24 protein-coding genes and 1 pseudogene are annotated in these 22,647 nt (G+C 71.2%); 2 read left to right on the top strand and 23 right to left on the bottom strand.

Translation table 11 applies throughout. The annotated features are described in order from the left end of the window. Nucleotides 1-72: 72 nt before the first annotated feature. The 3 genes from pyrH to rpsB all read right to left on the bottom strand — a co-directional run bounded on the left by pyrH (nucleotide 73) and on the right by rpsB (nucleotide 2,901). Nucleotides 73-852, bottom strand: coding sequence for a UMP kinase (gene pyrH / locus ACFWBN_RS15100; RefSeq protein WP_385176353.1), 780 nt, complete (start codon nucleotides 850-852; stop codon nucleotides 73-75). 162 nt (nucleotides 853-1,014) lie between these two features. Continuing rightward, the gene (gene tsf / locus ACFWBN_RS15095; RefSeq protein WP_385176350.1) at nucleotides 1,015-1,851 is read right to left on the bottom strand and encodes a translation elongation factor Ts; all 837 of its coding nucleotides are present in this window, start codon (nucleotides 1,849-1,851) and stop codon (nucleotides 1,015-1,017) included. Nucleotides 1,852-1,986: 135 nt separating this feature from the next. Then, nucleotides 1,987-2,901 carry a 30S ribosomal protein S2 gene (gene rpsB, locus ACFWBN_RS15090; RefSeq protein WP_385176347.1) on the bottom strand — a complete coding sequence of 305 codons (915 nt, stop codon included), beginning with the start codon at nucleotides 2,899-2,901 and terminating at the stop codon, nucleotides 1,987-1,989. A 248-nt stretch (nucleotides 2,902-3,149) separates the two neighbouring features. On the opposite strand from rpsB, the gene ACFWBN_RS15085 reads away from it, so the two are divergent. Then, nucleotides 3,150-3,644 (top strand): M23 family metallopeptidase, encoded by a 495-nt coding sequence (locus ACFWBN_RS15085; RefSeq protein ID WP_385176344.1) that lies wholly within the window; start codon nucleotides 3,150-3,152, stop codon nucleotides 3,642-3,644. An 81-nt stretch (nucleotides 3,645-3,725) separates the two neighbouring features. Here the strand turns inward: ACFWBN_RS15085 and ACFWBN_RS15080 are convergent, their stop codons facing one another. From ACFWBN_RS15080 to proS, 18 genes and pseudogenes are all read right to left on the bottom strand, one after another. Then, complete coding sequence (locus tag ACFWBN_RS15080) at nucleotides 3,726-4,283, bottom strand: TetR/AcrR family transcriptional regulator (protein ID WP_385176606.1); 558 nt, start codon at nucleotides 4,281-4,283, stop codon at nucleotides 3,726-3,728. 52 nt (nucleotides 4,284-4,335) lie between these two features. Continuing rightward, nucleotides 4,336-5,172 (bottom strand): RNA polymerase sigma factor WhiG, encoded by an 837-nt coding sequence (whiG, locus tag ACFWBN_RS15075; RefSeq protein ID WP_385176341.1) that lies wholly within the window; start codon nucleotides 5,170-5,172, stop codon nucleotides 4,336-4,338. A 209-nt stretch (nucleotides 5,173-5,381) separates the two neighbouring features. Further along, nucleotides 5,382-6,545: a DNA-processing protein DprA gene (gene dprA / locus ACFWBN_RS15070; protein ID WP_385176337.1), complete on the bottom strand. Its 1,164-nt coding sequence runs from the start codon at nucleotides 6,543-6,545 to the stop codon at nucleotides 5,382-5,384. Further along, complete coding sequence (locus tag ACFWBN_RS15065; protein WP_385176335.1) at nucleotides 6,542-8,176, bottom strand: YifB family Mg chelatase-like AAA ATPase; 1,635 nt, start codon at nucleotides 8,174-8,176, stop codon at nucleotides 6,542-6,544. The genes dprA and ACFWBN_RS15065 overlap by 4 nt, the downstream gene beginning before the upstream one ends. Continuing rightward, nucleotides 8,176-8,547 carry a YraN family protein gene (locus ACFWBN_RS15060; protein WP_385176331.1) on the bottom strand — a complete coding sequence of 124 codons (372 nt, stop codon included), beginning with the start codon at nucleotides 8,545-8,547 and terminating at the stop codon, nucleotides 8,176-8,178. Before ACFWBN_RS15060 ends, ACFWBN_RS15065 begins: the two co-directional genes overlap by 1 nt. A 108-nt stretch (nucleotides 8,548-8,655) precedes the next feature. After that, the gene (locus ACFWBN_RS15055) at nucleotides 8,656-8,964 is read right to left on the bottom strand and encodes a DUF2469 domain-containing protein (protein WP_005311352.1); all 309 of its coding nucleotides are present in this window, start codon (nucleotides 8,962-8,964) and stop codon (nucleotides 8,656-8,658) included. A 55-nt stretch (nucleotides 8,965-9,019) separates the two neighbouring features. Next, nucleotides 9,020-9,526, bottom strand: coding sequence for an NUDIX hydrolase (locus ACFWBN_RS15050; RefSeq protein WP_385176328.1), 507 nt, complete (start codon nucleotides 9,524-9,526; stop codon nucleotides 9,020-9,022). Continuing rightward, nucleotides 9,516-10,295 (bottom strand): signal peptidase I, encoded by a 780-nt coding sequence (gene lepB / locus ACFWBN_RS15045; RefSeq protein WP_385176325.1) that lies wholly within the window; start codon nucleotides 10,293-10,295, stop codon nucleotides 9,516-9,518. The genes ACFWBN_RS15050 and lepB (ACFWBN_RS15045) overlap by 11 nt, the downstream gene beginning before the upstream one ends. A gap of 42 nt (nucleotides 10,296-10,337) precedes the next feature. Then, a complete protein-coding gene (gene lepB / locus ACFWBN_RS15040) occupies nucleotides 10,338-11,237 on the bottom strand; it encodes a signal peptidase I (protein ID WP_385176322.1) in 900 nt (299 codons plus the stop codon). Further along, nucleotides 11,158-12,196: pseudogene (lepB, locus tag ACFWBN_RS15035) on the bottom strand (signal peptidase I); the annotation flags it as partial. The gene lepB (ACFWBN_RS15040) and the pseudogene lepB (ACFWBN_RS15035), both read right to left, overlap by 80 nt. After that, nucleotides 12,189-12,989, bottom strand: coding sequence for a signal peptidase I (lepB, locus tag ACFWBN_RS15030; RefSeq protein ID WP_385176319.1), 801 nt, complete (start codon nucleotides 12,987-12,989; stop codon nucleotides 12,189-12,191). The pseudogene lepB (ACFWBN_RS15035) and the gene lepB (ACFWBN_RS15030), both read right to left, overlap by 8 nt. Before the next feature lie 44 nt (nucleotides 12,990-13,033). Beyond that, nucleotides 13,034-13,384 (bottom strand): 50S ribosomal protein L19, encoded by a 351-nt coding sequence (gene rplS, locus ACFWBN_RS15025; protein ID WP_073911044.1) that lies wholly within the window; start codon nucleotides 13,382-13,384, stop codon nucleotides 13,034-13,036. Nucleotides 13,385-13,517: 133 nt separating this feature from the next. Further along, nucleotides 13,518-14,339, bottom strand: a complete 822-nt coding sequence (gene trmD / locus ACFWBN_RS15020) for a tRNA (guanosine(37)-N1)-methyltransferase TrmD (protein ID WP_385176316.1) — start codon at nucleotides 14,337-14,339, stop codon at nucleotides 13,518-13,520. Then, on the bottom strand, nucleotides 14,339-14,896 hold the full coding sequence (gene rimM / locus ACFWBN_RS15015) for a ribosome maturation factor RimM (protein WP_385176313.1): 558 nt from the start codon (nucleotides 14,894-14,896) through the stop codon (nucleotides 14,339-14,341). The genes trmD and rimM overlap by 1 nt, the downstream gene beginning before the upstream one ends. 79 nt (nucleotides 14,897-14,975) lie before the next feature. Further along, nucleotides 14,976-15,215, bottom strand: coding sequence for an RNA-binding protein (locus tag ACFWBN_RS15010; RefSeq protein WP_007266827.1), 240 nt, complete (start codon nucleotides 15,213-15,215; stop codon nucleotides 14,976-14,978). A gap of 2 nt (nucleotides 15,216-15,217) precedes the next feature. Then, nucleotides 15,218-15,661, bottom strand: coding sequence for a 30S ribosomal protein S16 (rpsP, locus tag ACFWBN_RS15005; protein WP_385176309.1), 444 nt, complete (start codon nucleotides 15,659-15,661; stop codon nucleotides 15,218-15,220). A 207-nt stretch (nucleotides 15,662-15,868) separates the two neighbouring features. Further along, the gene (locus ACFWBN_RS15000; RefSeq protein WP_385176306.1) at nucleotides 15,869-16,468 is read right to left on the bottom strand and encodes a hypothetical protein; all 600 of its coding nucleotides are present in this window, start codon (nucleotides 16,466-16,468) and stop codon (nucleotides 15,869-15,871) included. Nucleotides 16,469-16,670: 202 nt separating this feature from the next. Beyond that, nucleotides 16,671-18,083: a proline--tRNA ligase gene (gene proS / locus ACFWBN_RS14995; protein WP_385176303.1), complete on the bottom strand. Its 1,413-nt coding sequence runs from the start codon at nucleotides 18,081-18,083 to the stop codon at nucleotides 16,671-16,673. Between the two features lie 131 nt (nucleotides 18,084-18,214). On the opposite strand from proS, the gene ACFWBN_RS14990 reads away from it, so the two are divergent. Then, nucleotides 18,215-18,901: a methyltransferase type 11 gene (locus tag ACFWBN_RS14990; RefSeq protein WP_385176300.1), complete on the top strand. Its 687-nt coding sequence runs from the start codon at nucleotides 18,215-18,217 to the stop codon at nucleotides 18,899-18,901. Between the two features lie 10 nt (nucleotides 18,902-18,911). Here ACFWBN_RS14990 and ftsH read toward each other — a convergent pair whose 3' ends face one another. Both ftsH and ffh read right to left on the bottom strand, forming a co-directional pair. Continuing rightward, nucleotides 18,912-20,849 (bottom strand): ATP-dependent zinc metalloprotease FtsH, encoded by a 1,938-nt coding sequence (gene ftsH, locus ACFWBN_RS14985; protein ID WP_385176297.1) that lies wholly within the window; start codon nucleotides 20,847-20,849, stop codon nucleotides 18,912-18,914. 136 nt (nucleotides 20,850-20,985) lie between these two features. Next, entirely contained in the window at nucleotides 20,986-22,560 is a 1,575-nt protein-coding gene (gene ffh / locus ACFWBN_RS14980) for a signal recognition particle protein (RefSeq protein WP_385176294.1), read from the bottom strand. Nucleotides 22,561-22,647 lie beyond the last annotated feature (87 nt).

The raw sequence follows: 22,647 nt of genomic DNA, 5'->3' as shown, positions 1-22,647 counted from the left end.
ATGTCTTGAATGGATGGTTCAGGCGGGCGGGACGTGCGGGGCCGGGCAGGGCTCGGCCCGGCAGCGGACTGCTCAGGCCCGGGTTCCCTGGTCGCTGACGAGCGTGCCGATCTTCTCACCCTTGACGGCGCGGGCGATATTGCCCGCGGCGAGCAGCTCGAAGACGAGGATCGGCAGCTTGTTGTCGCGGCACAGCGTGATGGCGGTGGCATCGGCGACCTTGAGGTCGCGCGAGAGCACCTCGCCGTACTCCAGCGCGTCGAACTTCACCGCGTCCGGGTTCTTCTTGGGGTCGGAGTCGTAGACCCCGTCGACACCGTTCTTGCCCATGAGCAGGGCCTCGGCGTCGATTTCCAGGGCACGCTGGGCGGCCGTGGTGTCGGTGGAGAAGTACGGCATGCCCATGCCGGCGCCGAAGATGACGACGCGGCCCTTCTCCAGGTGGCGCACGGCGCGCAGCGGGATGTACGGCTCCGCGACCTGGCCCATGGTGATGGCGGTCTGCACGCGGGAGTCGATGCCCTCCTTCTCCAGGAAGTCCTGGAGGGCGAGGCAGTTCATCACCGTGCCGAGCATGCCCATGTAGTCGGACCGGGCCCGGTCCATGCCGCGCTGCTGGAGTTCGGCGCCGCGGAAGAAGTTTCCGCCGCCGATCACGACGGCGATCTCCGCGCCGTCACGGACCACCGCGGCGATCTCGCGCGCGATGGCGTGGACGACGTCGGGGTCGACGCCCAGTCCTCTGCCACCCGAGAAGGCCTCGCCCGACAGCTTCAGCATGAAGCGGCGGCCCTTCTTGTCCTGGTCGCTCTTGTCGTCGGATGCGGTGTGGGGGTCCACGCCCTGATTCATGGAGATCTCCTCGTGCACATACGAAGAAGGCCATTGCCGGTGGGTCCTTGCGGTTCCCTTTGCGGCAATGGCCTCCTCGTCAGATCTGCGGTCGTCCTGCGCAAGCGCGGACGACTGCCTCAGACCCTACCGGGGTCCGGTGTCCGTCGCGTACGGACGGACTCAGATGCCAACCTTGATGCGGCTGAAGCGCTTCAGGGTGACACCGGCCTCGTCCAGAACCTTCTGGACGGACTTCTTGTTGTCCAGCGCGTACGGCTGGCCGAGGAGGGTGGCCTCCTTGAAGAAGCCGTTGACGCGACCCTCGACGATCTTCGCGATGGCAGCCTCGGGCTTGCCCTCCGCGCGGGTGACCTCTTCGGCGATGCGACGCTCGGACTCGACCTTCTCGGCCGGAACGTCTTCCTTGGAGAGCCACTGCGGGGCGAACGCGGCGATGTGCTGCGCGACGCCGCGGGCGACCTCGGCGTTCTCCTTGTCGAGCTCGACGAGGACACCGATCTGGAACGGCAGGTCGGGCATCGTGCGGTGCATGTACGCCGCGACGTAACCGCCGGAGAACTGCGCGAAGCGGTCCAGGACGATCTTCTCGCCGAGGTTGGCGTTCGCCTCGTCCACGAAGGCCGTGACGGTCTTGCCGGGCTCGATCTCGGACGCGAGCAGCGCCTCGATGTCGGCCGGGGAGGTGGCGGCGACGTGCGCGGCCAGCTGGTTGGCGACGGCCAGGAACTTCTCGCCCTTGGCGACGAAGTCCGTCTCGCACTTCAGCTCGACGATGACACCGGAGGTGTTGTCGTCGGCGATCAGGGAGACGACGGCACCGTTCTCGGCAGAACGGCCCTCGCGCTTGGCGACGCCCTTCTGACCCTTGATACGGAGGGCCTCCTGGGCCTTGTCGACGTCGCCGTCGGCTTCGACGAGCGCGTTCTTGCAGTCCAGCATGCCGGCGCCGGTGAGCTCGCGGAGCTTCTTGACGTCAGCGGCGGTGTAGTTCGCCATGAGTCTGTGATTCTCTCTCGAAGTCGTAGATCTACGGGTGAACGGCGGAGGCGCCGCGCTTGTGGCGCGGCTCCCCCGCCGTCATCGTCCGTGCTGTGAGTGCCCTGCGCGTGAACGCCGGGCTCTCTCAGTGGGTCAGGCCTGCTCGGCGTCGGCGGCCGGAGCCTCGACGACCTCGGCCTCGGCCGGAGCGGCCTCAGCCTCGGCCTCGGCGGCGGGGGCCTCGACAGCGGCCTCGGCCGGAGCGGCCTCAGCAGCGTCGTCGGCCTTCTTGTCGCCCTCGAGCAGGTCGCGCTCCCACTCGGCGAGCGGCTCGGCAGCGGCCTTCTCGCCCGGCTTCGAGTCGCCGGTCGCAGCGCCGGAGCGGGCGATGAGGCCCTCGGCGACGGCGTCGGCGATCACGCGGGTGAGCAGGGTGACGGAGCGGATCGCGTCGTCGTTGCCCGGGATCTTGTAGTCGACCTCGTCGGGGTCGCAGTTGGTGTCGAGGATCGCGACGACCGGGATGTGGAGCTTGCGCGCCTCACCGACGGCGATGTGCTCCTTCTTGGTGTCGACGATCCAGACGGCGCTGGGGACCTTCGACATCTCGCGGATACCACCGAGGGTCTTCTCCAGCTTGGTCTTCTCGCGGGAGAGGACCAGGAGCTCCTTCTTGGTGAGACCCGAGGCGGCGACGTCCTCGAAGTCGATCGCCTCAAGCTCCTTCAGACGCTGGAGGCGCTTGTAGACGGTGGAGAAGTTGGTGAGCATGCCACCGAGCCAGCGCTGGTTGACGTACGGCATGCCAACGCGCGTCGCCTGCTCGGCGATGGCCTCCTGGGCCTGCTTCTTGGTACCGACGAACATGATGGAACCGCCGTGGGCGACGGTCTCCTTCACGAACTCGTAGGCGCGGTCGATGTACGACAGCGACTGGAGCAGGTCGATGATGTAGATGCCGTTGCGCTCCGTGAAGATGAAGCGCTTCATCTTCGGGTTCCAACGGCGGGTCTGGTGACCGAAGTGGACGCCGCTTTCCAGCAGCTCCCGCATCGTGACGACGGCCATGGCCATCTCCTTGGTTTCTCGGTTTGGTTCCTGACGCCCCGCCGCGCCCTGCCCCTGAAGGGACCGAGAGACGCTGTCACCCGACCGTTTCCGGTCGGCGCTGGGGCGTGCGAAGTCGACCCGGTGACCCGGATCGCCACAAGAAGTGTACGGGACCCGGCGGTATGCCGGGTGACGCCGTTGTCCACATGCGCAGGTCTGTCCACAGGCCCGTTCGCCGTCCCCGCATCCGGAGGACGCTGTGGTCCATGACGACACTGCTGCTCAGCCTGCTGCTGGCGCTGGCCCAGGCGGCCGTCCCCGGGGTCCGGCCACTGCCCGCGCCCCTGACGGTGGCCCGCTGGTGGGACCCGCCCCCGACCCCGTACGCGGCCGGCCACCGCGGCGTGGACCTGTCCGCGCCGGTGGGCGCGGAGCTCCGCGCGGTCGGCCCGGGCCGGGTGCACTACGCCGGCCAGGTCGCCGGCCGCGGCGTAATGTCCCTCACCCTCCCGAACGGCCTGCGCACGACCTACGAACCGGTCCGCCCCCTGGTCACGGAGGGTGAGCAGGTCACCGCGGGCCAGGTGGTGGCGGTCCTGACGGCAGGCTCCCACTGCGAGACCCCGTGCCTCCACTGGGGCCTCCTGGCAGGCGAGACCTACCTCAACCCGCTCACCCTGGTCCCCCGCCCGACTCCCCGCCTGCTGCCGATCCCGGCCCCGTCGGCACCTCCAGCCACGGGGCGGAGCCCCGATCCTTGAGCCGCACGGGTACACCTGCGGCGGCAGATCCAGCCCCGCCGGCGTTTGAGGCGCGGGGTCCGGGACGGAGCCCCGGGAACCTCAGCCCCGGACGCCCCGCAGCGCCATGGCCACGGCCGCCTCCGTCACCACGGCCGGGTCCTCGGCAGCCCCGAGCTCGATCCTTCGCACAGCCGCATCCACCACACCCTGGAGCAGCATCGCCGCGAGCCTGGGCTCCTGCTGCCCGAGGGCGGCCAAGGCCTCGACGATCATCGCGACCAGGCCCCCGTGCGCCGCGCGGATCTTCTCCCGCGCCCCGGCGTCCAGCTCGCTCGCCGAGATGGCCACCACCGCCCGGTGCCGCCGGTCCCCCACCAGCCCCAACTGGCTCCGCACGTAGGCCTCGATCTTCGCCTCCGGCGACTCCGCCTCCTGCATGGCCGCCTCGATCTCGGCCGCCCACACGGGGAAGTCCACCGCGCACAGCTCTTCGACCACGGCCGCGCGGGACCGGAAGTACTCGTACACGGAGGATCGGGCCAGCCCGGTCCGCTCCGCGAGGGCGGGGAAGGTCAGCGCCTCCGTCCCGCCTTCGGACAACAGGGAGCGCGCCGCGTCCAAGAGGGCGCCACGCTGCATCGACCGGTGCTCGGCCACGGAGGCCGCTCGAATCCTGGGCACGTGTCCACTCTACGGAGGTCCCGCAAGCTCACCGCCCCACATCTGCCAGCTTTGCCCGGAGTTGGAGCACCGACTTCGTGTGGATCTGGCTGACCCGGCTCTCGGTGACGCCCAGGACGTTGCCGATCTCGGCCAGGGTGAGGCCCTCGTAGTAGTAGAGGGTCACCACCGTCTTCTCCCGCTCGGGCAGCGTGTTGATGGCCCGCGCCAGCAGCCGCCGCAGCTCCCGGTCCTCGGCCACCTCCACCGGGTTGTCGGCGGCGGTGTCCTCCAGGGTGTCCATCAGCGAGAGCCGGTCGCCGCCCTCCCCGCCGACGTGCAGCAGCTCCTCCAGGGCGACCACATTCGCCAGGGACAACTGGCTGAAGACCGCGTGGAGGTCCTCCACCCCGATCCCCATCTCCCCGGCGACCTCGGCCTCCGTCGGGGTGCGCCGCAGCTGGGCCTCCAGCGTGGCGTAGGCCCGCTCCACCGCCCGCGCCTTCTGCCGCACCGAGCGCGGGATCCAGTCCAGTGCCCGCAGTTCGTCGATCATCGCGCCGCGGATGCGGGTGATGGCGTACGTCTCGAACTTGATCGACCGGTCGATGTCGAACTTCTCGATGGCGTCGATGAGCCCGAAGACGCCGGAGGAGACGAAGTCGGCCTGCTCCACATTGGGCGGCAGTCCCACGCTGACGCGGCCGGCGACGTACTTGACCAGGGGCGAGTAGTGCAGGATCAGCTGCTCCCGGAGCCGCTCGTCACCGGAGTCCTTGTACGAGCGCCAGAGCACCTCCAGGGACGAGGGCGCGGTGGACCGCACGCTGCCGCGGGCAGCGGGGGGCACCGCAGCGCGGTCAGACCCTGAGGTGTGCTGGGGCATGCTTCGCCTTTGCCGGAGCGGGATTCCTTGGGAGCGTAGCGTGACGGAAGTGTCGCGGTGCGCGAAGAGTACGGGATCGCGCGGGGGCGCAGGGGCGTCGCGACTCGCGCGGGCGACCCGGGACCGGCGCCTGGCGCACGGTCCCGGCGGCTGCCACCGGGAAGACCGCGTCTCTCATCGGTTTCACTCTTTCACCGGAACGCCCCAGGTCAACGACCGCCTCGCCGGGTGGCTCCGGTTTGTATGCCTCCTCCAGCCGTTCCTCTGGTCAACTGCCAGCCGTCGCCCTGCCGTTCGACGAACCCCAGAGAGTGAAGTTCGTACAGTCTGCCGATGACTTCATCGGCGCCGGTGCCGGAGGCAAGTGCCACTTGCTCCACGTCCACCGGTCTGCCGGCGGGCAGTGCTTCGAGCACCCGGACGGTCTCCCGGTCCAGCAGGTCCCTCGCGACGACCGGGCCGCGCCGCTCGGGAGCCAGCTCGCCGATGGAGCCGACCAGCTCGACCACCTCGGCCGCGTCGGTCACCAGGGCGGCCTCGCCCCGGAGCAGTTCGTGCACCCCGGCCGAGAGCCCGCTGGTGGCGGGCCCGGGGACCCCCATGGTGATCCGCCCGAGCTGCCGGGCCCGCCGGGCGGTGACCAGGGATCCGCTGCGGTGCGCGGCCTCGACGACGACCGTCCCCCGGGTCAGGGCGGCGATGACCCGGTTGCGCAGGACGAAGCGGCTGGGGGTGGGATGGCTGCCGGGTGGCAGCTCTCCCAGGACGAGCCCCTGTCCGGCGATCCGGCCGAGGAGCCCGGCGTGTCCCCGCGGGTAGGCCACGTCCGCCCCGCAGGCCAGCACCGCCGCGGTGGCCCCGCCGGAGGCCAGCGCCCCGCGGTGGGCGGCGCCGTCGATCCCGTACGCGGCCCCGGAGACCACGACCCAGCCCCGCTCGGCGAGCCCGGCGGCCAGGGTCTGGGCCATGTGCGCCCCGTACGGGGTACAGGCGCGGGCGCCGACCACGGCGACGGAGCGCAGCGCCCAGGTGCGCAGGTTCGGTCTGCCCCGGAGCCACAGTCCGACGGGCCGGGCGTCGCCGAGGTCGTCGAGCTGGGTCGGCCACTCCGCCGATCCCGGGCACACGAACCGGCCCCCCGATCCGGCGGCCAGCTCCAGGTCCCGCCGGGGGTCGGCGAGCGCCGCCCGTCTGCGGTACCCGGCGAGCCGCTCCTCCCCCACCCCGCCCGGCACGCCCGGCTCCGGATCGGGCGCCGTCAGCAGCCCCATCAGCCCGACGGCCCCGTACTCCCGCAGCCAGCGCCCGCCGTGCTCGTCCCCGGGCTCCAGCACCCGCGTCAGCGCCGCCCGCGCCAGCTCCTCCGGGGTCACGGCCCGGCCCCCGCGGCCAGGGTCGCCCCGCGGGCGATGCCGGTCCGCAGCTCCAGCGCGACGGCCACGTCCAGCGCCTCGGGCCGGTCGCGCCCCCGCAGGTCGGCGACGGTCCAGGCGACGCGCAGCACCCGGTCCAGGCCGCGTGCGGTGAGCAGCCCGCGCTCCAGGTCCCGCTCGGCCTGCGCCAGGGCTCCGGGGCCCGCCTGCCACCGGGTGCGCAGCTCCTGGCCGGGCACCTCGGAGTTGAGCCGCCACGGGGTGTCGGCGAGCCGGACCGCGGCGCGGTCCCTGGCTTCCCGCACCCGGTCGGCCACCACCGCGGTGGACTCCCCCCGGCCGCCCTGCCCGAGCAGGTCGGACCGGGTCACGGGCTCGACCTCCACCCTCAGGTCCACCCGGTCGAGCAGCGGCCCGGACAGCCTGCCCTGATAGCGCCTGATCACCGAGGGCGGGCATTCGCACCCGGCCCCGTGCAGGGTGTGGCGTCCGCAAGGGCACGGGTTCGCCGCGAGGACCATGAGGAACCGGGCCGGCAGCCGCACCACGCCGGCCGCCCGGGCGATGACCACGTGACCCGATTCGAGGGGCTGCCGCAGGGCGTCCAGCGCCCGGCTGTGGAACTCGGCGGCCTCGTCCAGGAAGAGCACGCCGCGATGGGCCAGCGAGACGGCCCCGGGCCTGGGGACCCCGTTGCCACCGCCCACCAGGGACTGCATGGTCGCCGAGTGGTGCGGTGCGCAGTAGGGCGGTCTGGCGACGAGCGGTTCGCCGGGCGGGAGGATGCCCGCCACCGAGTGGACGGCCGTGACCTCCACGGAGTCCTGGCGGGTGAGCGGCGGCAGGATCCAGGGCAGCCGCTCGGCCAGCATGGTCTTGCCCGCCCCGGGAGGCCCGCTGAGGAAGAGGTGGTGGCCGCCACCGGCCGCGACCTCCAGGGCCCGGCGCGCGGTGTGCTGCCCGGCCACGTCGGCGAGGTCGGGGTAGTCCGCGGCGTCCCCCTGGCCGGAGCGGCCGGCCGCCAGGCCCGTGCCCAGGCCCGCCCCCGGGAGGACCAGCCCGGCCAGTATCGGATCCGGGCGGCCCGGCGGATCGGGGAGTTCCTCCTCGGGGACCACCCCGTCGGTCAGGACCGCGATCAGCTGGCGCAGGCTGCGCACGCCGAGCACCGAGACGTCCGGCACCAGCGCGGCCTCGGCGGCGCACTGCTGCGGGACCACCACCTGCCGGTATCCGGCCTCCGCCGCGGCGAGGACCGCCGGCAGGATCCCCCGGACCGGACGCACCCGGCCGTCCAGCCCCAGCTCCCCGATCAGGACGAGATCGGCGATCGCCCCCGGGTCGACCACCTCGGCGGCGCCCAGGACGGCGGCCGCCACGGCGAGATCGAAACCGGCACCGGATTTCGGTACGGAGGCCGGGCTGAGGCCGACCGTGAGCTTCTTCTGCGGCCAGGCCGCGCCCGAATTGACCACGGCGGCCCGCACCCGGTCCCGGCTCTCGACCAGGGTCTTGTCGGGCAGGCCCACCAGCGTGAAGGCCGCGACCCCGGGCTCCAGGTCGGCCTGGACCTCCACCACCACGCCGTCGACGCCCACCAGGGCCACCGAACAGGCTCGCGCGAATCCCATCAGGCCACCCCCCTGACGTGCTCCACCACGGGCGCACCGCGCCGCGGCAGCAGGACTCCGACCAGGTCGATGCGGACCCCGCCCGGGGGTGGTCCGCCGTGGTCGGCGAGCCAGCGCCCGGCGAGTCGGCGTAAGCGCTCGGCCTTGCCGGACCGCACCGCGGCCATGGGATGTTCGAAATCGCCTGCCCGGCGGGTCTTGACCTCGCACACGACGAGGGCGTCACCGTCCCGGGCGACGATGTCGATCTCCCCGCCGCGGCACCGCCAGTTCCGTGCGATCACGGTCATCCCGGCCTCGGCCAGCCGCCGCGCCGCGAGCTCCTCGCCGTACCGCCCCAATGCCTGCCGTGCCACGCCCTTCGCGTTCATTCGGCACCACCTCCGGTACCGACGATCCCGCGCCCCCGCCCACCCTGTGGATCTTGGTGGACAACCCCGCCGTTGTGGACAACCCGGTCACCCACACGGGGAAGGAACTCAGCTGCCGGGCAGTTCGAGATCGCTCTTGTTGAGCTCCTCGATGTTCACGTCCTTGAAGGTCAGCACCCGCACCTGCTTCACGAACCGGGCCGGCCGGTACATGTCCCAGACCCACGCGTCGGCCATCGAGACCTCGAAGAACACCTCTCCCTGGACCGAGTGCACCTGCATCTCGTAGTCGTTGGTGAGGTAGAAACGGCGTTCGGTCTCGATCACATACTTGAACAGCCCGACGACGTCGCGGTACTCCCGATAGAGCTTCAGCTCCATCTCGGTCTCGTACTTTTCGAGGTCCTCGGCACTCATGGCATGTTCCCCTTCAGCCGTGCGTCCCCCTATTGTGCGCCAGGCCCATGTGCCCCTAAACGATTTCCGGGGCCAGGACCACCGGCGCGCCCGGAGGACCATCGTCGAGCAGCGTCCGGAGCAGCTCGGCGAGTCTGGTCGGGTACACCGTCTCATGGGCCGCGAGAAGTTCCTCGGAGGTCCACCACCTGGCTCCGGAGACGCTGCGCCGCTCCAGCTCCGTGAGCCCGCTCATCCGGGTCGCCGTCTGGGTGGTTCGTGCCAGGAAGTACCACTCGTCCTGCTCCCAGCGCCGCCCGTCGAAGGGGAAGGAGCAGTACCGGTGCCACAGCACGGGACCCAGCTCCACCTCTGTGATCCCCGTCTCCTCCGCCAGCTCCCGCAGCGCGGCCTCTTCCCGGCTCTCTACGCCCTCCACCCCGCCGCCCGGCGTGAACCACCAGTCGTCCCCGGGGTCCTCCGGCTCGAAGCCGTGCAGCAGCAGGATCCGGTCGGCCGGGTCCAGCAGGATCACCCGCGACACCTTGCGGGGGCCGTCGCCTGCGGCCCCCTCAGCGGACACCGGCGCGCTCCCGCCGCCCGCGCCCGAGGACCCGTACGAAGGGCCCGTACGCGGCTCCCAGCAGCACCAGGACCGCTCCGGCCACCACCGCCGCGACCTGGAGGCGCAAGGGGCCGGGCCGGGAGACTCCGCCCGGCAGGCCCTCGTACGTCCGCGGCCGCTCCAGCATCGTCTGGGAGGGCCAGGCCAGGGCGTCGACGCGGGCGCTGACCGTGGACCGGGGGACGGTCCCCTGCCCGGCCTCCTGGAGGTGCGCCCGGGAGTCCAGGGAGGCCGCCCGCCGGTCGCCCAGCAGGAAGAGGTTGTCCTCGGGGACCGTCACCTCGAAGGGGGTCCCGGGGGCCGGGGCCTGCCCGGCGGGCATGGCCAGGCCCGAGTCGGGCTTGGTGTCGTCGATGTAGGGCTCGTCCAGGGCCGTGCCGTTCACGGTCAGCTCGCCGCCCGCGCCGCAGCACTTCACGGTGTCTCCGCCGACGCCGACGACCCGCTTGACCATGGGCGAATCGCTCCACAGGGAATCGGTGAAGATGACCACGTCCCCGCGGCGCACCTCACCGCCGTCGATGCGCTGCGCCAGCACCCGGTCGCCGGGGCGCACCGTGGGCATCATCGAGTCGGTCGGCACGGTGTAGGGCTGGTAGACGACCGCCCCCCACACGAAACCGCCGAGGAAGAGCGCAAAACCGATGGCCACGGCGATACCCGACAGCACGTTGCCGAGTCCGCCGCGGCCATCCCTGCCACCGCGTATTGCTTGTTTTCCGCCCATTGCAGCGCCCCCACACTCGGAGATCGTCGACCTGGGCGCACCCTACCCGGCGGTACGGCCCCGGGTCAGCTTCCGCCGGCGCCACATGACGAGCGGCACGGCGCCCGTCAGGCCGAGCGCGGCCGGGCCCAGTCCGACCGGAGCCAGTCCGGAGGCCCCGAGTCCGAGCGCGGCGGCCTTGGTCTGGTTGCCGATGCCCGGCTGGTCGAAGGTGTCCGGGATCGGCAGGGTGGACCAGCGGGTGATCGGCCACGCGACCACCACGGCCCGCCCGACGACGTCGTCGACCGGAACGAAGCCCTGGGTGGAGTCCTGCATGTGGTAGCGGGAGTCCTGGGAGTTCTGCCGGTGGTCGCCCATCACCCAGATCTTGCCCTTGGGCACGGTGATCGGACCGAAGGGGGCGTCGTCGCAGGCGGTGTTGCCGGGGAAGATGTACGGCTCGTCGAGCTCCTTGCCGTTGACGACGACCGGTCCCCCCTTCTTGCACTCGACCGTGTCTCCGCCGATGGCGATGGTCCGCTTGATCAGGTCCTTCTCCTCGGCGGACGGCATCAGGCCGATCCAGCTGAGGGCCTTCTGCGCGAAGTTCGGCTCCGGGGTGGGCTCCCCGGACAGCCAGTTCGCGGGGTCGTGGAAGACCACGACCTCACCGCGCTCGGGCTCGGAGCCGAACCACGGGGTCAGCTTGTCCACCAGGACCCGGTCCCCGCGCTGCAGGGTGTCCTGCATCGAGTCGGACGGGATCGAGAACGCCTGCACCAGGAAGGTCTTGATCAGCAGGGCCAGCAGCAGGGCGATACCGATGAGGAGCGGGAGCTCCTTCCAGAAGGAGCGGTGCGGGCGCGCCTTGGTGCCGCCGTCCTCCTCGGCCTCGCGCTTGACGGCATCGTCCGGCCGCTCCTCGCCTTCGTCGCGTCCGGATCGTGCGCCTACCGCCACATCCCCCACATCCACTCCTCACTCGGAATTCGCCGCCCGCGCCGAATCGGACACGGGCCCTCCCCTCCCCTAACGAGCGGGAGTTCCCTAGGGCTCGGGAGACCCAGGACACACTATGCGACCGGCACGTCACTGCGGCGCCGCCGACGGGCGCGTCCCTCGCGCCGCGCCTGATCGGGCACCATCCGGAAGGTCGCGGGCTGCTCCAGGCGGCGCCAGTGCGCGTACGGCCAGGCGATCACGACGGCCTCGCCCACGACCCCGTTCTCGTCGATGGTGCCCTCGAAGGCCTCGTCGAGGTGGTAGCGGGAGTCGGCCGAGTTCGCCCGGTGGTCGCCCATGACGAAGAGCCGGCCCTCCGGCACCTTCACCTCGAAGGGGATCTCCGACGGAGCGTTGCCGGGGTTCACGTACGGCTCATCGAGCGGCGAGCCGTTGACGGAGACCCGGCCCTTGGCGTCGCAGCACTTGACGGTGTCCCCGCCGACCCCGATGACCCGCTTGATCAGGTCCTGCTCGTCGGCCGAGGGCAGCAGGCCGATGAAGGTCAGGGCCTGCTTGACCTGCTTGACGCCGACCGGGTCGGGAGCGGGCCTGGCCGCCTCGCCCTTGAGCCAGCCGCCGGGGTCCTTGAAGACGACGATGTCGCCGCGCTCGATCTCGGAGCCGAACCACGGGGTCAGCTTGTCCACCAGGACCCGGTCGCCGATCCGGATGGTCTGCTCCATGGAGCCCGACGGGATGAAGAAGGCCTGCACCAGGAAGGTCTTGAGGAGCAGGGCGATCAACAGGGCCACCGCCACCAGCAGGGGCAGCTCGCCCGCGCGGCGCGTACGGCGGCGCCGCCGCACCCTGCGGGCCAGCCGGCGCCGCTCGGCCCGGCCGCCCTCGGCGACCGGGACGGGTTCCGGCTCCGGCTCGGGCTCCCGCTCGCGCCGCGGCCGCCCCCGGCTACCCATGACCGCCGCCGACGGCACCCCAGCGCGAGACCGGCCAGCCGATCCAGTCGGCCCGCCCGATCACCTTCTCCACCGGCACCATTCCCCCGCCCGGTTCCCCCAGGTGGTCCCGGGAGTCCCGGGACTGGGCACGATGATCACCCATCACCCACAGGGTGCCCAGGGGTACGACGATCCGGAAGGGCACCTTCGAGGGAGCGTTGCCGGGGTACAGGTACGGCTCCTCCAGCGGAACACCGTTGACCTCCACCCGGCCGGCGGCGTCGCAGCACACCACGTCGTCCCCGCCGACGCCCACGACCCGCTTCACGAAGTCGGTGTCGGAGGGCTCCGCGAGGCCGAGCGCCGAGGCCGCGCCGTGCAGGACCGTACCGATCGGATTGCCCTCGGGCCGTTCCCGTACGAAGGATCCCGTGCCGTCGAAGACCACCAGGTCCCCCCGGCGCGGCCGGTCGCCGAAACGGTACGCCAACTTGTTGACCAGGACCCGGTCCCCGACCTGGAGCGTCGGCTCCATCGAGCGGCTCGGGATCAGGAAGGGCTGGACCACGAAGTTGCTGAGCAGCAGCAGGAAGGCGGTGAGGACCACGCCCAGCACTCCGGCCCGCCGCAGGGTCAGCGGCCGCCGGACGGCCGAGGACGCGCGGGTTCCCGACAGCGCGCGGGCGCGGGTCCCTGAAAGCGCACGGGTCCCCGAAAAAGCACGGGTCCCCGAAAAAGCGAAACGCGACCGCTCCTCCCCCTCGCGAGGGGAAGAGTGGCCGCGTTCCGTGTGAGGTGCTTCGGTGTCCATCGGGAGCGAGCCTATCCGGCCATCCCGTGACCCCGAAGGGGACCTCAGTTGTCGCGCTTCTCCTTGATCTTCGCGGCCTTGCCGCGGAGCTCACGGAGGTAGTACAGCTTGGCGCGGCGCACGTCACCGCGGGTGACGAGCTCGATCTTCTCGAAGATCGGGGAGTGGACCGGGAAGGTACGCTCCACGCCGACGCTGAAGGAGACCTTGCGGACCGTGAAGGTCTCGGAGACACCGGCGCCCTGGCGGCGGATGACTACGCCCTTGAACTGCTGGATACGGGAGCGGTTGCCCTCGATCACGCGGACGTGCACGTTGATCGTGTCACCCGGGCGGAAGGCCGGGACGTCCGAGCGGAGCGCGGCGGCGTTGACGCCATCGAGCAGGTGAGACATGTTCTTCGTCTGCTTTCTTCGCATGACGCCACAGGTCGCCAGTGCGGGTTTCCGTAGAGAATTCGGGAGCCGTGCCACTCCGCGGACGACGGTCCCCCTGTGGCAGGGGCGTCCACGAGCACACAGCAGCCGCCTATTCTTCCACGGCCTGCGGCCTGAGCCAAAATCGGCCGTCGGCGGACGGCTTCCAGCCCAGGATGGAGAGCATCTCCCGGTCCTTCTTGTCGAAGGCGGCGGCCTCGCAGCGCTCGATCAGGTCCGGGCGGTGCTGCGCGGTGCGGCGGAAGGCCTCGTCCCGGCGCCAGCGGGCGATCTTGCCGTGGTGGCCGCTGAGCAGCACCTCGGGGATGTCGCGGCCGCGCCACACGGGGGGCTTGGTGTAGACGGGCCCCTCCAGCAGGTTCGCCATCTCGCCGGGCGCGAAGGAGTCGTCGCGGTGGGATTCGGCGTTGCCGAGCACCCCGGGCAGCAGCCGGGCCACGGCCTCGGTGACCACCAGGACGGCGGCCTCGCCGCCCGCCAGCACGTAATCGCCGATGGAGACCTCGTACACCGGCATGCGCGTGGCGTACTCGTCCATGACGCGGCGGTCGATGCCCTCGTAGCGGGCCGGCGTGAAGATCAGCCAGGGCCGCTCGGAGAGCTCGACGGCCAGTTCCTGGGTGAAGGGCCGGCCGCTGGGCGTGGGGACCACCATGACGGGCCCGTGCGCGCCCGCCTCGTAGCCGTCGGCCAGCGCCTGGTCCAGGGCCTCGCCCCACGGCTCGGTCTTCATGACCATGCCGGGGCCGCCGCCGTACGGGGTGTCGTCGACGGTGTTGTGCCGGTCGTACGTCCAGTCCCGCAGGTCGTGGACGTGCACGTCCAGCTGGCCGCGGGCCCGCGCCTTGCCGACGAGGGAGACGTTCAGCGGTTCCAGGTACTCGGGGAAGATCGTGACGACGTCGAGACGCATCAGGCGTCTTCCCCGGCCTCGTCACGCGTGGAGTCGATGATCGCTTCGCGCTCGTCGATCAGCCCGGGCGGCGGGGTGATGACGCACCGCTGCTCCTCCAGGTCGATCTCGGCGACGATCTCCTCCACGAACGGGATCATCACCTCGGAGCCGTCCGGCCGCTCGACGATGAACAGGTCCTGCGAGGGCAGGTGGGAGATCTCGGTGATCCGGCCGATCTCGGTGCCGTCGGCGAGGACCACGTCCAGGTCCATCAGCTGGTGGTCGTAGTACTCGTCCTCCTCCTCCGGCAGCTCCGCGGGGTCCACCTCGGCGATCAGCAGGATGTTGCGCAGCGCCTCGGCCCCGGTGCGGTCCTTGACGCCTGCGAAGCGGAGCATGAGCCGGCCGCTGTGCACCCGGCCCGTCTCGATGGTCAGCGGTCCCGCCGCCGCGGGCTCCGTCTTGAGCACGGCACCGGGGCTGAGCCGCAGCTCCGGCTCGTCCGTGCGCACCTCGACGGTGACCTCACCCTTGATGCCGTGGGCGCGGCCGATCCGCGCGACTACCAGCTCCACTGTCTCTCTCCTGTTCAGACGACGACGGGCCGGGGCGGGCACGAATGCCCTCCCCGGCCCGTGCCGGTGTATCAACTGCTCAGCGGACCTGGTCCACGTCGACGAGGTCGACGCGGATCCCCCGGCCGCCGATGGCGCCCACGACGGTACGCAGAGCACGCGCGGTGCGGCCGTTGCGGCCGATCACCTTGCCGAGGTCGTCGGGGTGAACCCTGACCTCGAGCACCTGTCCGCGGCGCAGGTTGCGCGAGGCGACCTGCACATCGTCGGGGTTGTCCACAATGCCCTTCACGAGGTGCTCAAGAGCCTCCTCGAGCATGATCAGGCCTCGGTCGACTCGGCGTCGGCGGCCTCAGCCTCGTCCGCCTTCTTGTCGGCCTTCTTGGCCTTCTGCGTGATGGCTTCGCCCTTGCCCTCGCCGATGCCCTCGAGGGCCTTGGCGAACTCGTCGAAGGAGCGACGCTTGCTCTCCTTCGTCTCCGGCTGCAGCAGCGGCGCGGGGGCGGGGAGACCCTTGTGGGCCTGCCAGTCACCGGTCAGCTTCAGGATGGCGAGCACAGCCTCGGTGGGCTGGGCGCCAACGGACAGCCAGTACTGCGCACGCTCGGCGTTGACCTCGATGCGCGACGGGTTGTACGTCGGGTGGTAGATACCGATCTCTTCGATCGCGCGACCGTCACGGCGGGTGCGGGCGTCGGCGACGACGATGCGGTAGTGCGGCTGGCGAATCTTGCCGAGGCGCTTGAGCTTGATCTTGACTGCCACTGGAGTGGTGTCTCCTGAACTTGACGTGGTTGGGCACATGAGATGCCACGTGGGGTTGCGGTACTCGGGTGCCCGATGGACGCGTCAGCCGGAGGAGAGAGGGGTCCTATGCGACTGTCGAGTACAGCTGTCCATTGTGCCATACGCCTGCGGCGCGCCGAGCCGCAGGCGGTGCATCGGACTCCTCGGCACGGCAGCCGGCCCGGATCAGGACGCTACGGCCGCGACCGCCACTTCCGGGATGCGGAACGGCTTCATGCAGCCGCCGCACACGATGGGCGCCTGGGCGAGCACGGAGGGGACCACCCGTACGTTGCGCCCGCAGTCGCACACCGCCTTGACCCGCACGCCGCCGCCGGAGGACCCGTGCCGGGCGGCCGGTCCGCGGAAGCTGCGCTTGGTGTCGGCGGCCGTGGCGGCCGTGTGGGCCTTCAGGGCCCGCTGGAGCCGCTCCATGGTCGGGCGGTAGCGGCGCTTCGCCTCGGGATTGAGCGTGACCAGCGAGAAGCCGCTGCTCGCGTGCGGCTCTTCGGAGTGGTCCAGCCCCATCTCCTCGGCGATCGCGAGGAATCTGCGGTTGTGGTAGCGGCCGGCGCGCGAGGTGTCTCGGACCCCGCGGGCGGCGGCGATTCCGTGGACTGCCTCGTGCAGCAGTCGCTCGAAGGAGAGTTCGGCGCCACAGGCGGACGAGGACTCTCCGATCAGGGACTCGGGCGCGGCAAGGTCAGGCAGCTCGGGGTGGTACCGCTGAATGTCGGCCCACGCCTGCGCCAGCTCTGCGGCGAGAACAGGTGGTGTCGTGCTCACGTCGTGACAACGAGCCGAGGTGCCCCGGTGTTCCGATTCCGGGCCATTCCAAATTTTTTGCACGTACCAGTCAGTTCACTCTGATGCGTCCTGACGAGGACGGGTGCGTCCATCTCAGGAGGAGTCGGTACGTAAGGAGTACCAACGACGGTCACAGCCCCGGCGGCGCGGCACGGCCGCGCTGCCGGGGCTGGGCCTGCGACTAGTACGAGCGCGCGACGATCGCGAGGGTGCCGGGGGCGTCGTCCGTCTCCGGGACCGACCCGTCGGCGGCGATCAGGCAGCGCACGGAGACGGCCTGCTCGGCCAGCTTGGCCTCGCCCTCCGGGCCGAGGTCGGCCCACGGGATGCGCGCCCAGCCGCCGGCGATGGCGGCCTCGGCGGCCTCCTCGATGGTGGCGACGTCGGACGTACGGGCCTCACGGCGCTCGCGGGACTCGCGCAGCAGCTGCGCCTGGTCCTCGTCGAGCACCTTGGGCAGCAGGTCGGCGAGCGCGTCGATCTGCACCGGGGTCTTGCCGCCGGGGATCCGGCGGGCCAGCATCGCGGTGCCGGCCTCCAGGTCGCGGGGGCCGATCTCGATGCGGACCGGTACGCCCTTGAGCTCCCAGTCCACGGCGCGGCGGCCGAAGGGGGTGTCCACGCGGTCGTCGACCTGCACGCGGAGGCCCGCGGCCTTCAGCTGCGCGCCCAGCTCGCGGACCTTCGCGACGGCCTCGTCACCCTTGATCGCCATGACGACGACCTGGACGTGCGCCAGACGCGGCGGAACGCGCAGTCCGTTGTCGTCGCCGTGGGACATGATCAGGCCGCCGACCATGCGGGTCGAAACGCCCCACGAGGTCTGCCAGACGAGCTCCTGCTTGCCTTCCTTCGACAGGTACTGCGTGTTGAAGGCCTTGGCGAAGTTGGTGCCGAGCTCGTGGCTCGTGCCCAGCTGCAGGGCCTTGCCGTCGCCCATCATGCCCTCGAGGGTGAGGGTGTTGATGGCGCCGGCGAAGCGCTCCTTGGCGGTCTTGCGGCCGAGCACGACGTCGATGCCGAGCACGTTCGTCATGAAGTCGCCGTAGACGTCCGTGTGGATGCGGGCGGCGTAGTCGCGGGCGTCCTCGTAGGTGGCGTGGGCCGTGTGGCCCTCCTGCCAGAGGAACTCGCTCGTACGGAGGAAGACGCGCGGGCGCATCTCCCAGCGGACCACGTTGGCCCACTGGTTGATCAGCAGGGGCAGGTCGCGGTAGCTCTGGACCCACTTGGAGAAGTAGTCGTTGATGATCGTCTCGGAGGTGGGCCGGACGACGACCGGCTCTTCCAGCTCCTTGCCGCCGCCGTGCGTGACGACCGCGAGCTCGGGGGCGAAGCCCTCGACGTGCTCCGCTTCCTTCGTCAGGTACGACTGCGGGATGAACAGCGGGAAGTACGCGTTCTGGGCGCCCGCGTCCTTGATCCGCGCGTCCATCTCCTGCTGCATCCGCTCCCACAGGCCGTAGCCGTACGGTCGGATGACCATGGTGCCGCGGACCGGACCGTTGTCGGCCAGCTCGGCCTTGTTGATCAGATCCTGGTACCAGCGGGGGAAATCCTCCGCCTGCGGGGTGAGAACGGGTGCCTTTGCCATGGCGCGAATGGTACGGCGCCCGGCGCGCCGAGCGTGAATCGGGTGGCGCGCTCCTCTGGACGCGGGCGCGAATGGGGAGTTCTCTGGCAACGGGGGCAAGGGGGCGACACGGAATCAGGAGCGCTCTTTCGATGACACCGATGCCGACGGCCACGCTCGTCGCCCGGGACTGGGCGGAGATCCAGGAACGGATGCTGGTACCGCTGTACGAGGCGGTCTACGACCGGCTGGAGGTCGGGCCGGGCGACCGGCTGCTCGGCCTCGACTGCGGGGCCGGGCTGCCCCTGCTGCTCGCGGCCGGGCGGGGAGCCGTGGCCACGGGTGTGGAGACGGATCCGGCGCGGCGGGCGCTGGCCCGTGAACGGCTGCTGGAGGTGCTGGCGGCGCCGCCCACGGCGCCGCCGGCGAACCGGCCGTACGACGCCCTGCTGGCCTTTTCCCCCGACCCGGCGGCCCTGGCCGCGGCCCTGCCTGCGGTCCGGCGGGGCGGCGCCGTGGTGCTGGCCGACTGGGGTCCGGCGGAGCGCTGCACGGTGCCGTCGGTGCTGGGCGGCGGGCCCGCGCCCCGGGACCTGGACGCGCTGGTGGAGGGGGCGGGGCTGTGGCCGGACGGTTCGGGGCGGGTGTTCTGCCCGTTCGGGTACGCGGACGTGGACAGCGCCGTGCGCGGGCTGCTGTCGACCCGCCTCTACGACGGCGCGGCGGATCCCGCGCTCGCGGAGAAGGAACTGGCCGAGGCCCTTCACCCGTACGAGCGGCCCGACGGGGCCGTATGGCTGCCGAACATCTTCCGGTATGTGATCGCCCGGGTGGCCTAACCGGTCCCGGTCAGTCGATGTCGTGGCTCTTCGTCAGGCGGGTGATCCCGGCGGCGGCGTAGGCGGCCGCCTCGTCCAGGGTCTCGTTGGCGAGCAGGGCCTCGGCGAGGGCGTCGAGCTGGGGGCGGTGTTCGCGCAGGAGGCGGCAGGCCTCCATGTAGCACTCGTCGACGATCCGCCGCATCTCGTGGTCCACCGCGTCGAGGGTGGCGGGGGCGGCGGACAGGCCGTACGGGCCGCCGCCGTCGGACGGGATGGCGGTGAGCTTGCCGACGCGTTCGCTCATGCCCCAGCGGCCGACCATGCCCCGGACGATGTTGGTGACCTGTTCGAGGTCGTTCTCCGCGCCCGTGGTGATGACGTCGTAGACGACGTGCTCGGCGGCCATGCCGCCGAGCGCGCCGATGATGCGGCCGCGCAGGTACTCCTCGGTGTACGCGTACCGGTCGGCGTCCGGGGTCGAGAGGGTGACGCCGAGGGCGCGGCCGCGGGGCACGATCGTGATCTTGCGGACCGGGTCGGCGCCCGGCTGGAGCATGCCCAGGAGGGCGTGGCCGCTCTCGTGGTACGCGGTGCGGCGGCGCTCCTCCAGCGGCATGACCAGGGACCGTTCGGCGCCGAGCTGGACCTTCTCCAGGGCGTCGGACAGGTCGGACTGGGTGACCTGGTCCTGCCGGCGTTTGACGGCCAGCAGCGCGGCCTCGTTGGCCAGGTTGGCCAGTTCGGCGCCGGTCATTCCGGGGGTGGTACGGGCCACCTGGGCGAGGTCGACGCTCGGGGCGAGCGGGATGTCCCGGGTGTGGATGCGCAGGATGGCCTCGCGGCCGCCCCGGTCGGGCGGGGAGACGACCACCGTGCGGTCGAAGCGGCCGGGCCGGGTCAGGGCGGGGTCCAGGACGTCGGCCCGGTTGGTGGCGGCAAGGACGACCACCCCCTCCGAGCCGGAGAAGCCGTCCATCTCGGTGAGGATCTGGTTCAGGGTCTGCTCGCGCTCGTCGTGGCCTCCCATGGCCGCGCCGCCGCCCCGCACCCGCCCGATGGTGTCGATCTCGTCGATGAAGATGATCGCGGGGGCCACCTTGCGCGCCTCGCTGAAGAGTTCGCGCACCCGTGAGGCGCCGACGCCGACGATCATCTCGATGAACTCGGACGCGGAGGCGGAGAAGAACGGCACTCCGGCCTCGCCCGCGACCGCCCGGGCGAGCAGGGTCTTGCCGGTGCCGGGCGGGCCGGACAGGAGCACGCCGCCGGGCATCCGGGCGCCGAGCTTCCGGTAGGCCTGGGGGTTCTTGAGGAAGTCGACGACGTCGTTGAGCTCGCCCTCGACCTCGTCGATGCCCGCCACGTCCTCGAAGGTGGTGCGCTGGGCGCCCTCCTCCAGCTCCACCGGCTTGGGCGGTGCCTTGCGGCCCAGCCCGCCGAGGCCGCCGCCCATGGCCGCGCCCATCCGGCGGGCGACGAACACCCACAGCAGGACCAGCAGCAGGATCGGGGCGAGGGAGAGCAGCAGGTTGGCCAGGAAGCTGCGCTGCTCGACGACCGGGGAGGCGGTCACGTTCACGTTCTGCTTGGTGAGGTCGGCCCAGAGGTCGTCGTCGGCGAAGGCGGGGCGCTGGGTGACGAACTTGGTGTAGTCGCCCTTGCCGCCGTCGGGTACCGGCTGTTTGGCCTTCAGCTGGCCCTGGATGGCGTCGCCCTTGGAGTAGATCTTCGAGACGTTGCCGTTGGCGACCTGCTTGCTGAACTCCGTGTACGAGATCGTCGGCTCGTCGCCCTCGTTGAAGAAGGACAGCACCAGGTTGGTGACCAGGTACACGATCAGGGCGGAAAGGATGAGCCAGCGCCAGCCCGGCATCTTCTTCTTGGGCGGAGGGGTGGGCGGCGCGCCCTCGGAGCGCCAGGGCGTATCGGCCCGGTCGCGCGGCGGTACGGGGGTGGGGCTGGGCACGAGTGCCTCCTTCTGCCGTCCTCCCGGCCGACGATAAGCGACAAATCCACCCGTTGCCCCACAGAAAGCAGAGGGCCCCGGTCGTAGGATCACGAGGATCACGACCGGGGCCCTTCGCTGCCCGCCTGAGCGGGTACTACTTCATGAACTTCTTGAACTCGTCCGGAAGGTCGAAGTCCTGGCCCGGCTGGCCGCCCCCGGCCGGAAGGCCGAAGGGGTTGCCGCCGGCCGCGGGCTCGACCGCCTGCGGGCCCTGCTCGCGGCGGGCCGCGGCTGCGGCCTCCTCTTCCCTGCGCTTCATCGGGTTGCCGCTCTTGCGCTTGCCCTTGGCCTGCTTGACCTGCTTCTTCTGCCGGCCGGGGCCGCCGCCCATCCCGGGGATGCCGGGCATGCCCGGCATGCCGCCGCCCTGGGCCATGCGGGACATCATCTTGCGGGCGTCGAAGAACCGCTCGACGAGGGACTTGACGGCGCTGACCTCGGTGCCGGAACCCTTGGCGATACGGGCGCGGCGCGAGCCGTTGATGATCGTCGGGTCCTGGCGCTCGGCCGGGGTCATCGACTTGATGATCGCGGCGGTGCGGTCCACGTCGCGCTCGTCGATGTTGTTGATCTGGTCCTTGATCTGACCCATGCCGGGGAGCATGCCGAGCAGCTTGGAGATGGAGCCCATCTTCCGGACCTGCTCCATCTGGGCCAGGAAGTCGTCGAGCGTGAACTCCTTGGGGCCCTTGGCGAGCTTGGCCGCCATCTTCTCGGCCTCGGCCTGCGAGAAGGTCTTCTCGGCCTGCTCGATGAGGGTGAGCATGTCACCCATGTCGAGGATCCGGCCCGCCATGCGGTCCGGGTGGAAGGCGTCGAACTCGTCGAGCTTCTCGCCGTTCGAGGCGAACATGATCTGCTTGCCGGTGACGTGCGCGATGGAGAGCGCGGCACCGCCGCGGGCGTCGCCGTCGAGCTTGGAGAGCACGACGCCGTCGAAGCCGACGCCGTCACGGAAGGCCTCCGCGGTGTTGACCGCGTCCTGACCGATCATGGCGTCGACGACGAAGAGGATCTCGTCGGGGCTGACGGCGTCGCGGATGTCCGCGGCCTGCTGCATCAGCTCCTGGTCGATGCCGAGGCGGCCGGCGGTGTCGACGATGACGATGTCGTGCTGCTTGGTCCGCGCGTACTCGATGGAGTCCTTGGCGACCTGGACCGGGTCGCCGACGCCGTTGCCCGGCTGGGGGCCGTAGAAGGCCACGCCCGCGCGGTCGGCGACGACGGAGAGCTGGTTGACGGCGTTGGGGCGCTGGAGGTCGCACGCGACGAGGAGCGGGGTGTGGCCCTGCCCCTTCAGCCAGAGGCCGAGCTTTCCGGCGAGGGTGGTCTTACCGGCACCCTGGAGACCGGCCAGCATGATCACGGTGGGGGCGGTCTTGGCGAAGCGCAGCCGCCGGGTCTCGCCGCCGAGGATCGTCACGAGCTCGTCGTTGACGATCTTGAGGACCTGCTGGCCGGGGTTCAGCGCCTTGCTGACCTCCTCGCCGCGAGCCCTCTCCTTGACGTTCGAGATGAAGGAACGGACGACCGGGAGGGCGACGTCGGCCTCGAGGAGGGCGATACGGATTTCCCGGGCCGCGGAGTCGATGTCAGCCTCGGACAGCCGGCCTTTGCCGCGCAGGCCCTTGAAGGTATTCGCCAAGCGGTCGGAGAGCGTATCGAACACGGTGGTCGCGATTCCTCGGGTCGGGGGCGTGGTGGTCGTCCCCCAGGGTATCCGGCCCCGCCGCCCATCCGGCCCTGCGGGCGGCAT

Origin of the sequence: Streptomyces sp. NPDC059989 (genome assembly GCF_042736975.1) — a bacterium.
Taxonomy (GTDB): Bacteria; Actinomycetota; Actinomycetes; order Streptomycetales; family Streptomycetaceae; genus Streptomyces.
This window is presented reverse-complemented; position numbering and strand designations above follow the sequence as displayed.

Bases quoted from the DNA above. Each gene is read 5' to 3' on its own strand.
- pyrH (WP_385176353.1), bottom strand. From the start codon at position 852: ATGAATCAGGGCGTGGACCCCCACACCGCATCCGACGACAAGAGCGAC.
- tsf (WP_385176350.1), bottom strand. From the start codon at position 1,851: ATGGCGAACTACACCGCCGCTGACGTCAAGAAGCTCCGCGAGCTCACC.
- rpsB (WP_385176347.1), bottom strand. From the start codon at position 2,901: ATGGCCGTCGTCACGATGCGGGAGCTGCTGGAAAGCGGCGTCCACTTC.
- ACFWBN_RS15085 (WP_385176344.1), top strand. From the start codon at position 3,150: ATGACGACACTGCTGCTCAGCCTGCTGCTGGCGCTGGCCCAGGCGGCC.
- whiG (WP_385176341.1), bottom strand. From the start codon at position 5,172: ATGCCCCAGCACACCTCAGGGTCTGACCGCGCTGCGGTGCCCCCCGCT.
- ACFWBN_RS15065 (WP_385176335.1), bottom strand. From the start codon at position 8,176: ATGGGATTCGCGCGAGCCTGTTCGGTGGCCCTGGTGGGCGTCGACGGC.
- ACFWBN_RS15060 (WP_385176331.1), bottom strand. From the start codon at position 8,547: ATGAACGCGAAGGGCGTGGCACGGCAGGCATTGGGGCGGTACGGCGAG.
- ACFWBN_RS15055 (WP_005311352.1), bottom strand. From the start codon at position 8,964: ATGAGTGCCGAGGACCTCGAAAAGTACGAGACCGAGATGGAGCTGAAG.
- lepB (WP_385176325.1), bottom strand. From the start codon at position 10,295: ATGGGCGGAAAACAAGCAATACGCGGTGGCAGGGATGGCCGCGGCGGA.
- lepB (WP_385176319.1), bottom strand. From the start codon at position 12,989: ATGGACACCGAAGCACCTCACACGGAACGCGGCCACTCTTCCCCTCGC.
- rplS (WP_073911044.1), bottom strand. From the start codon at position 13,384: ATGTCTCACCTGCTCGATGGCGTCAACGCCGCCGCGCTCCGCTCGGAC.
- trmD (WP_385176316.1), bottom strand. From the start codon at position 14,339: ATGCGTCTCGACGTCGTCACGATCTTCCCCGAGTACCTGGAACCGCTG.
- ACFWBN_RS15010 (WP_007266827.1), bottom strand. From the start codon at position 15,215: ATGCTCGAGGAGGCTCTTGAGCACCTCGTGAAGGGCATTGTGGACAAC.
- proS (WP_385176303.1), bottom strand. From the start codon at position 18,083: ATGGCAAAGGCACCCGTTCTCACCCCGCAGGCGGAGGATTTCCCCCGC.
- ACFWBN_RS14990 (WP_385176300.1), top strand. From the start codon at position 18,215: ATGACACCGATGCCGACGGCCACGCTCGTCGCCCGGGACTGGGCGGAG.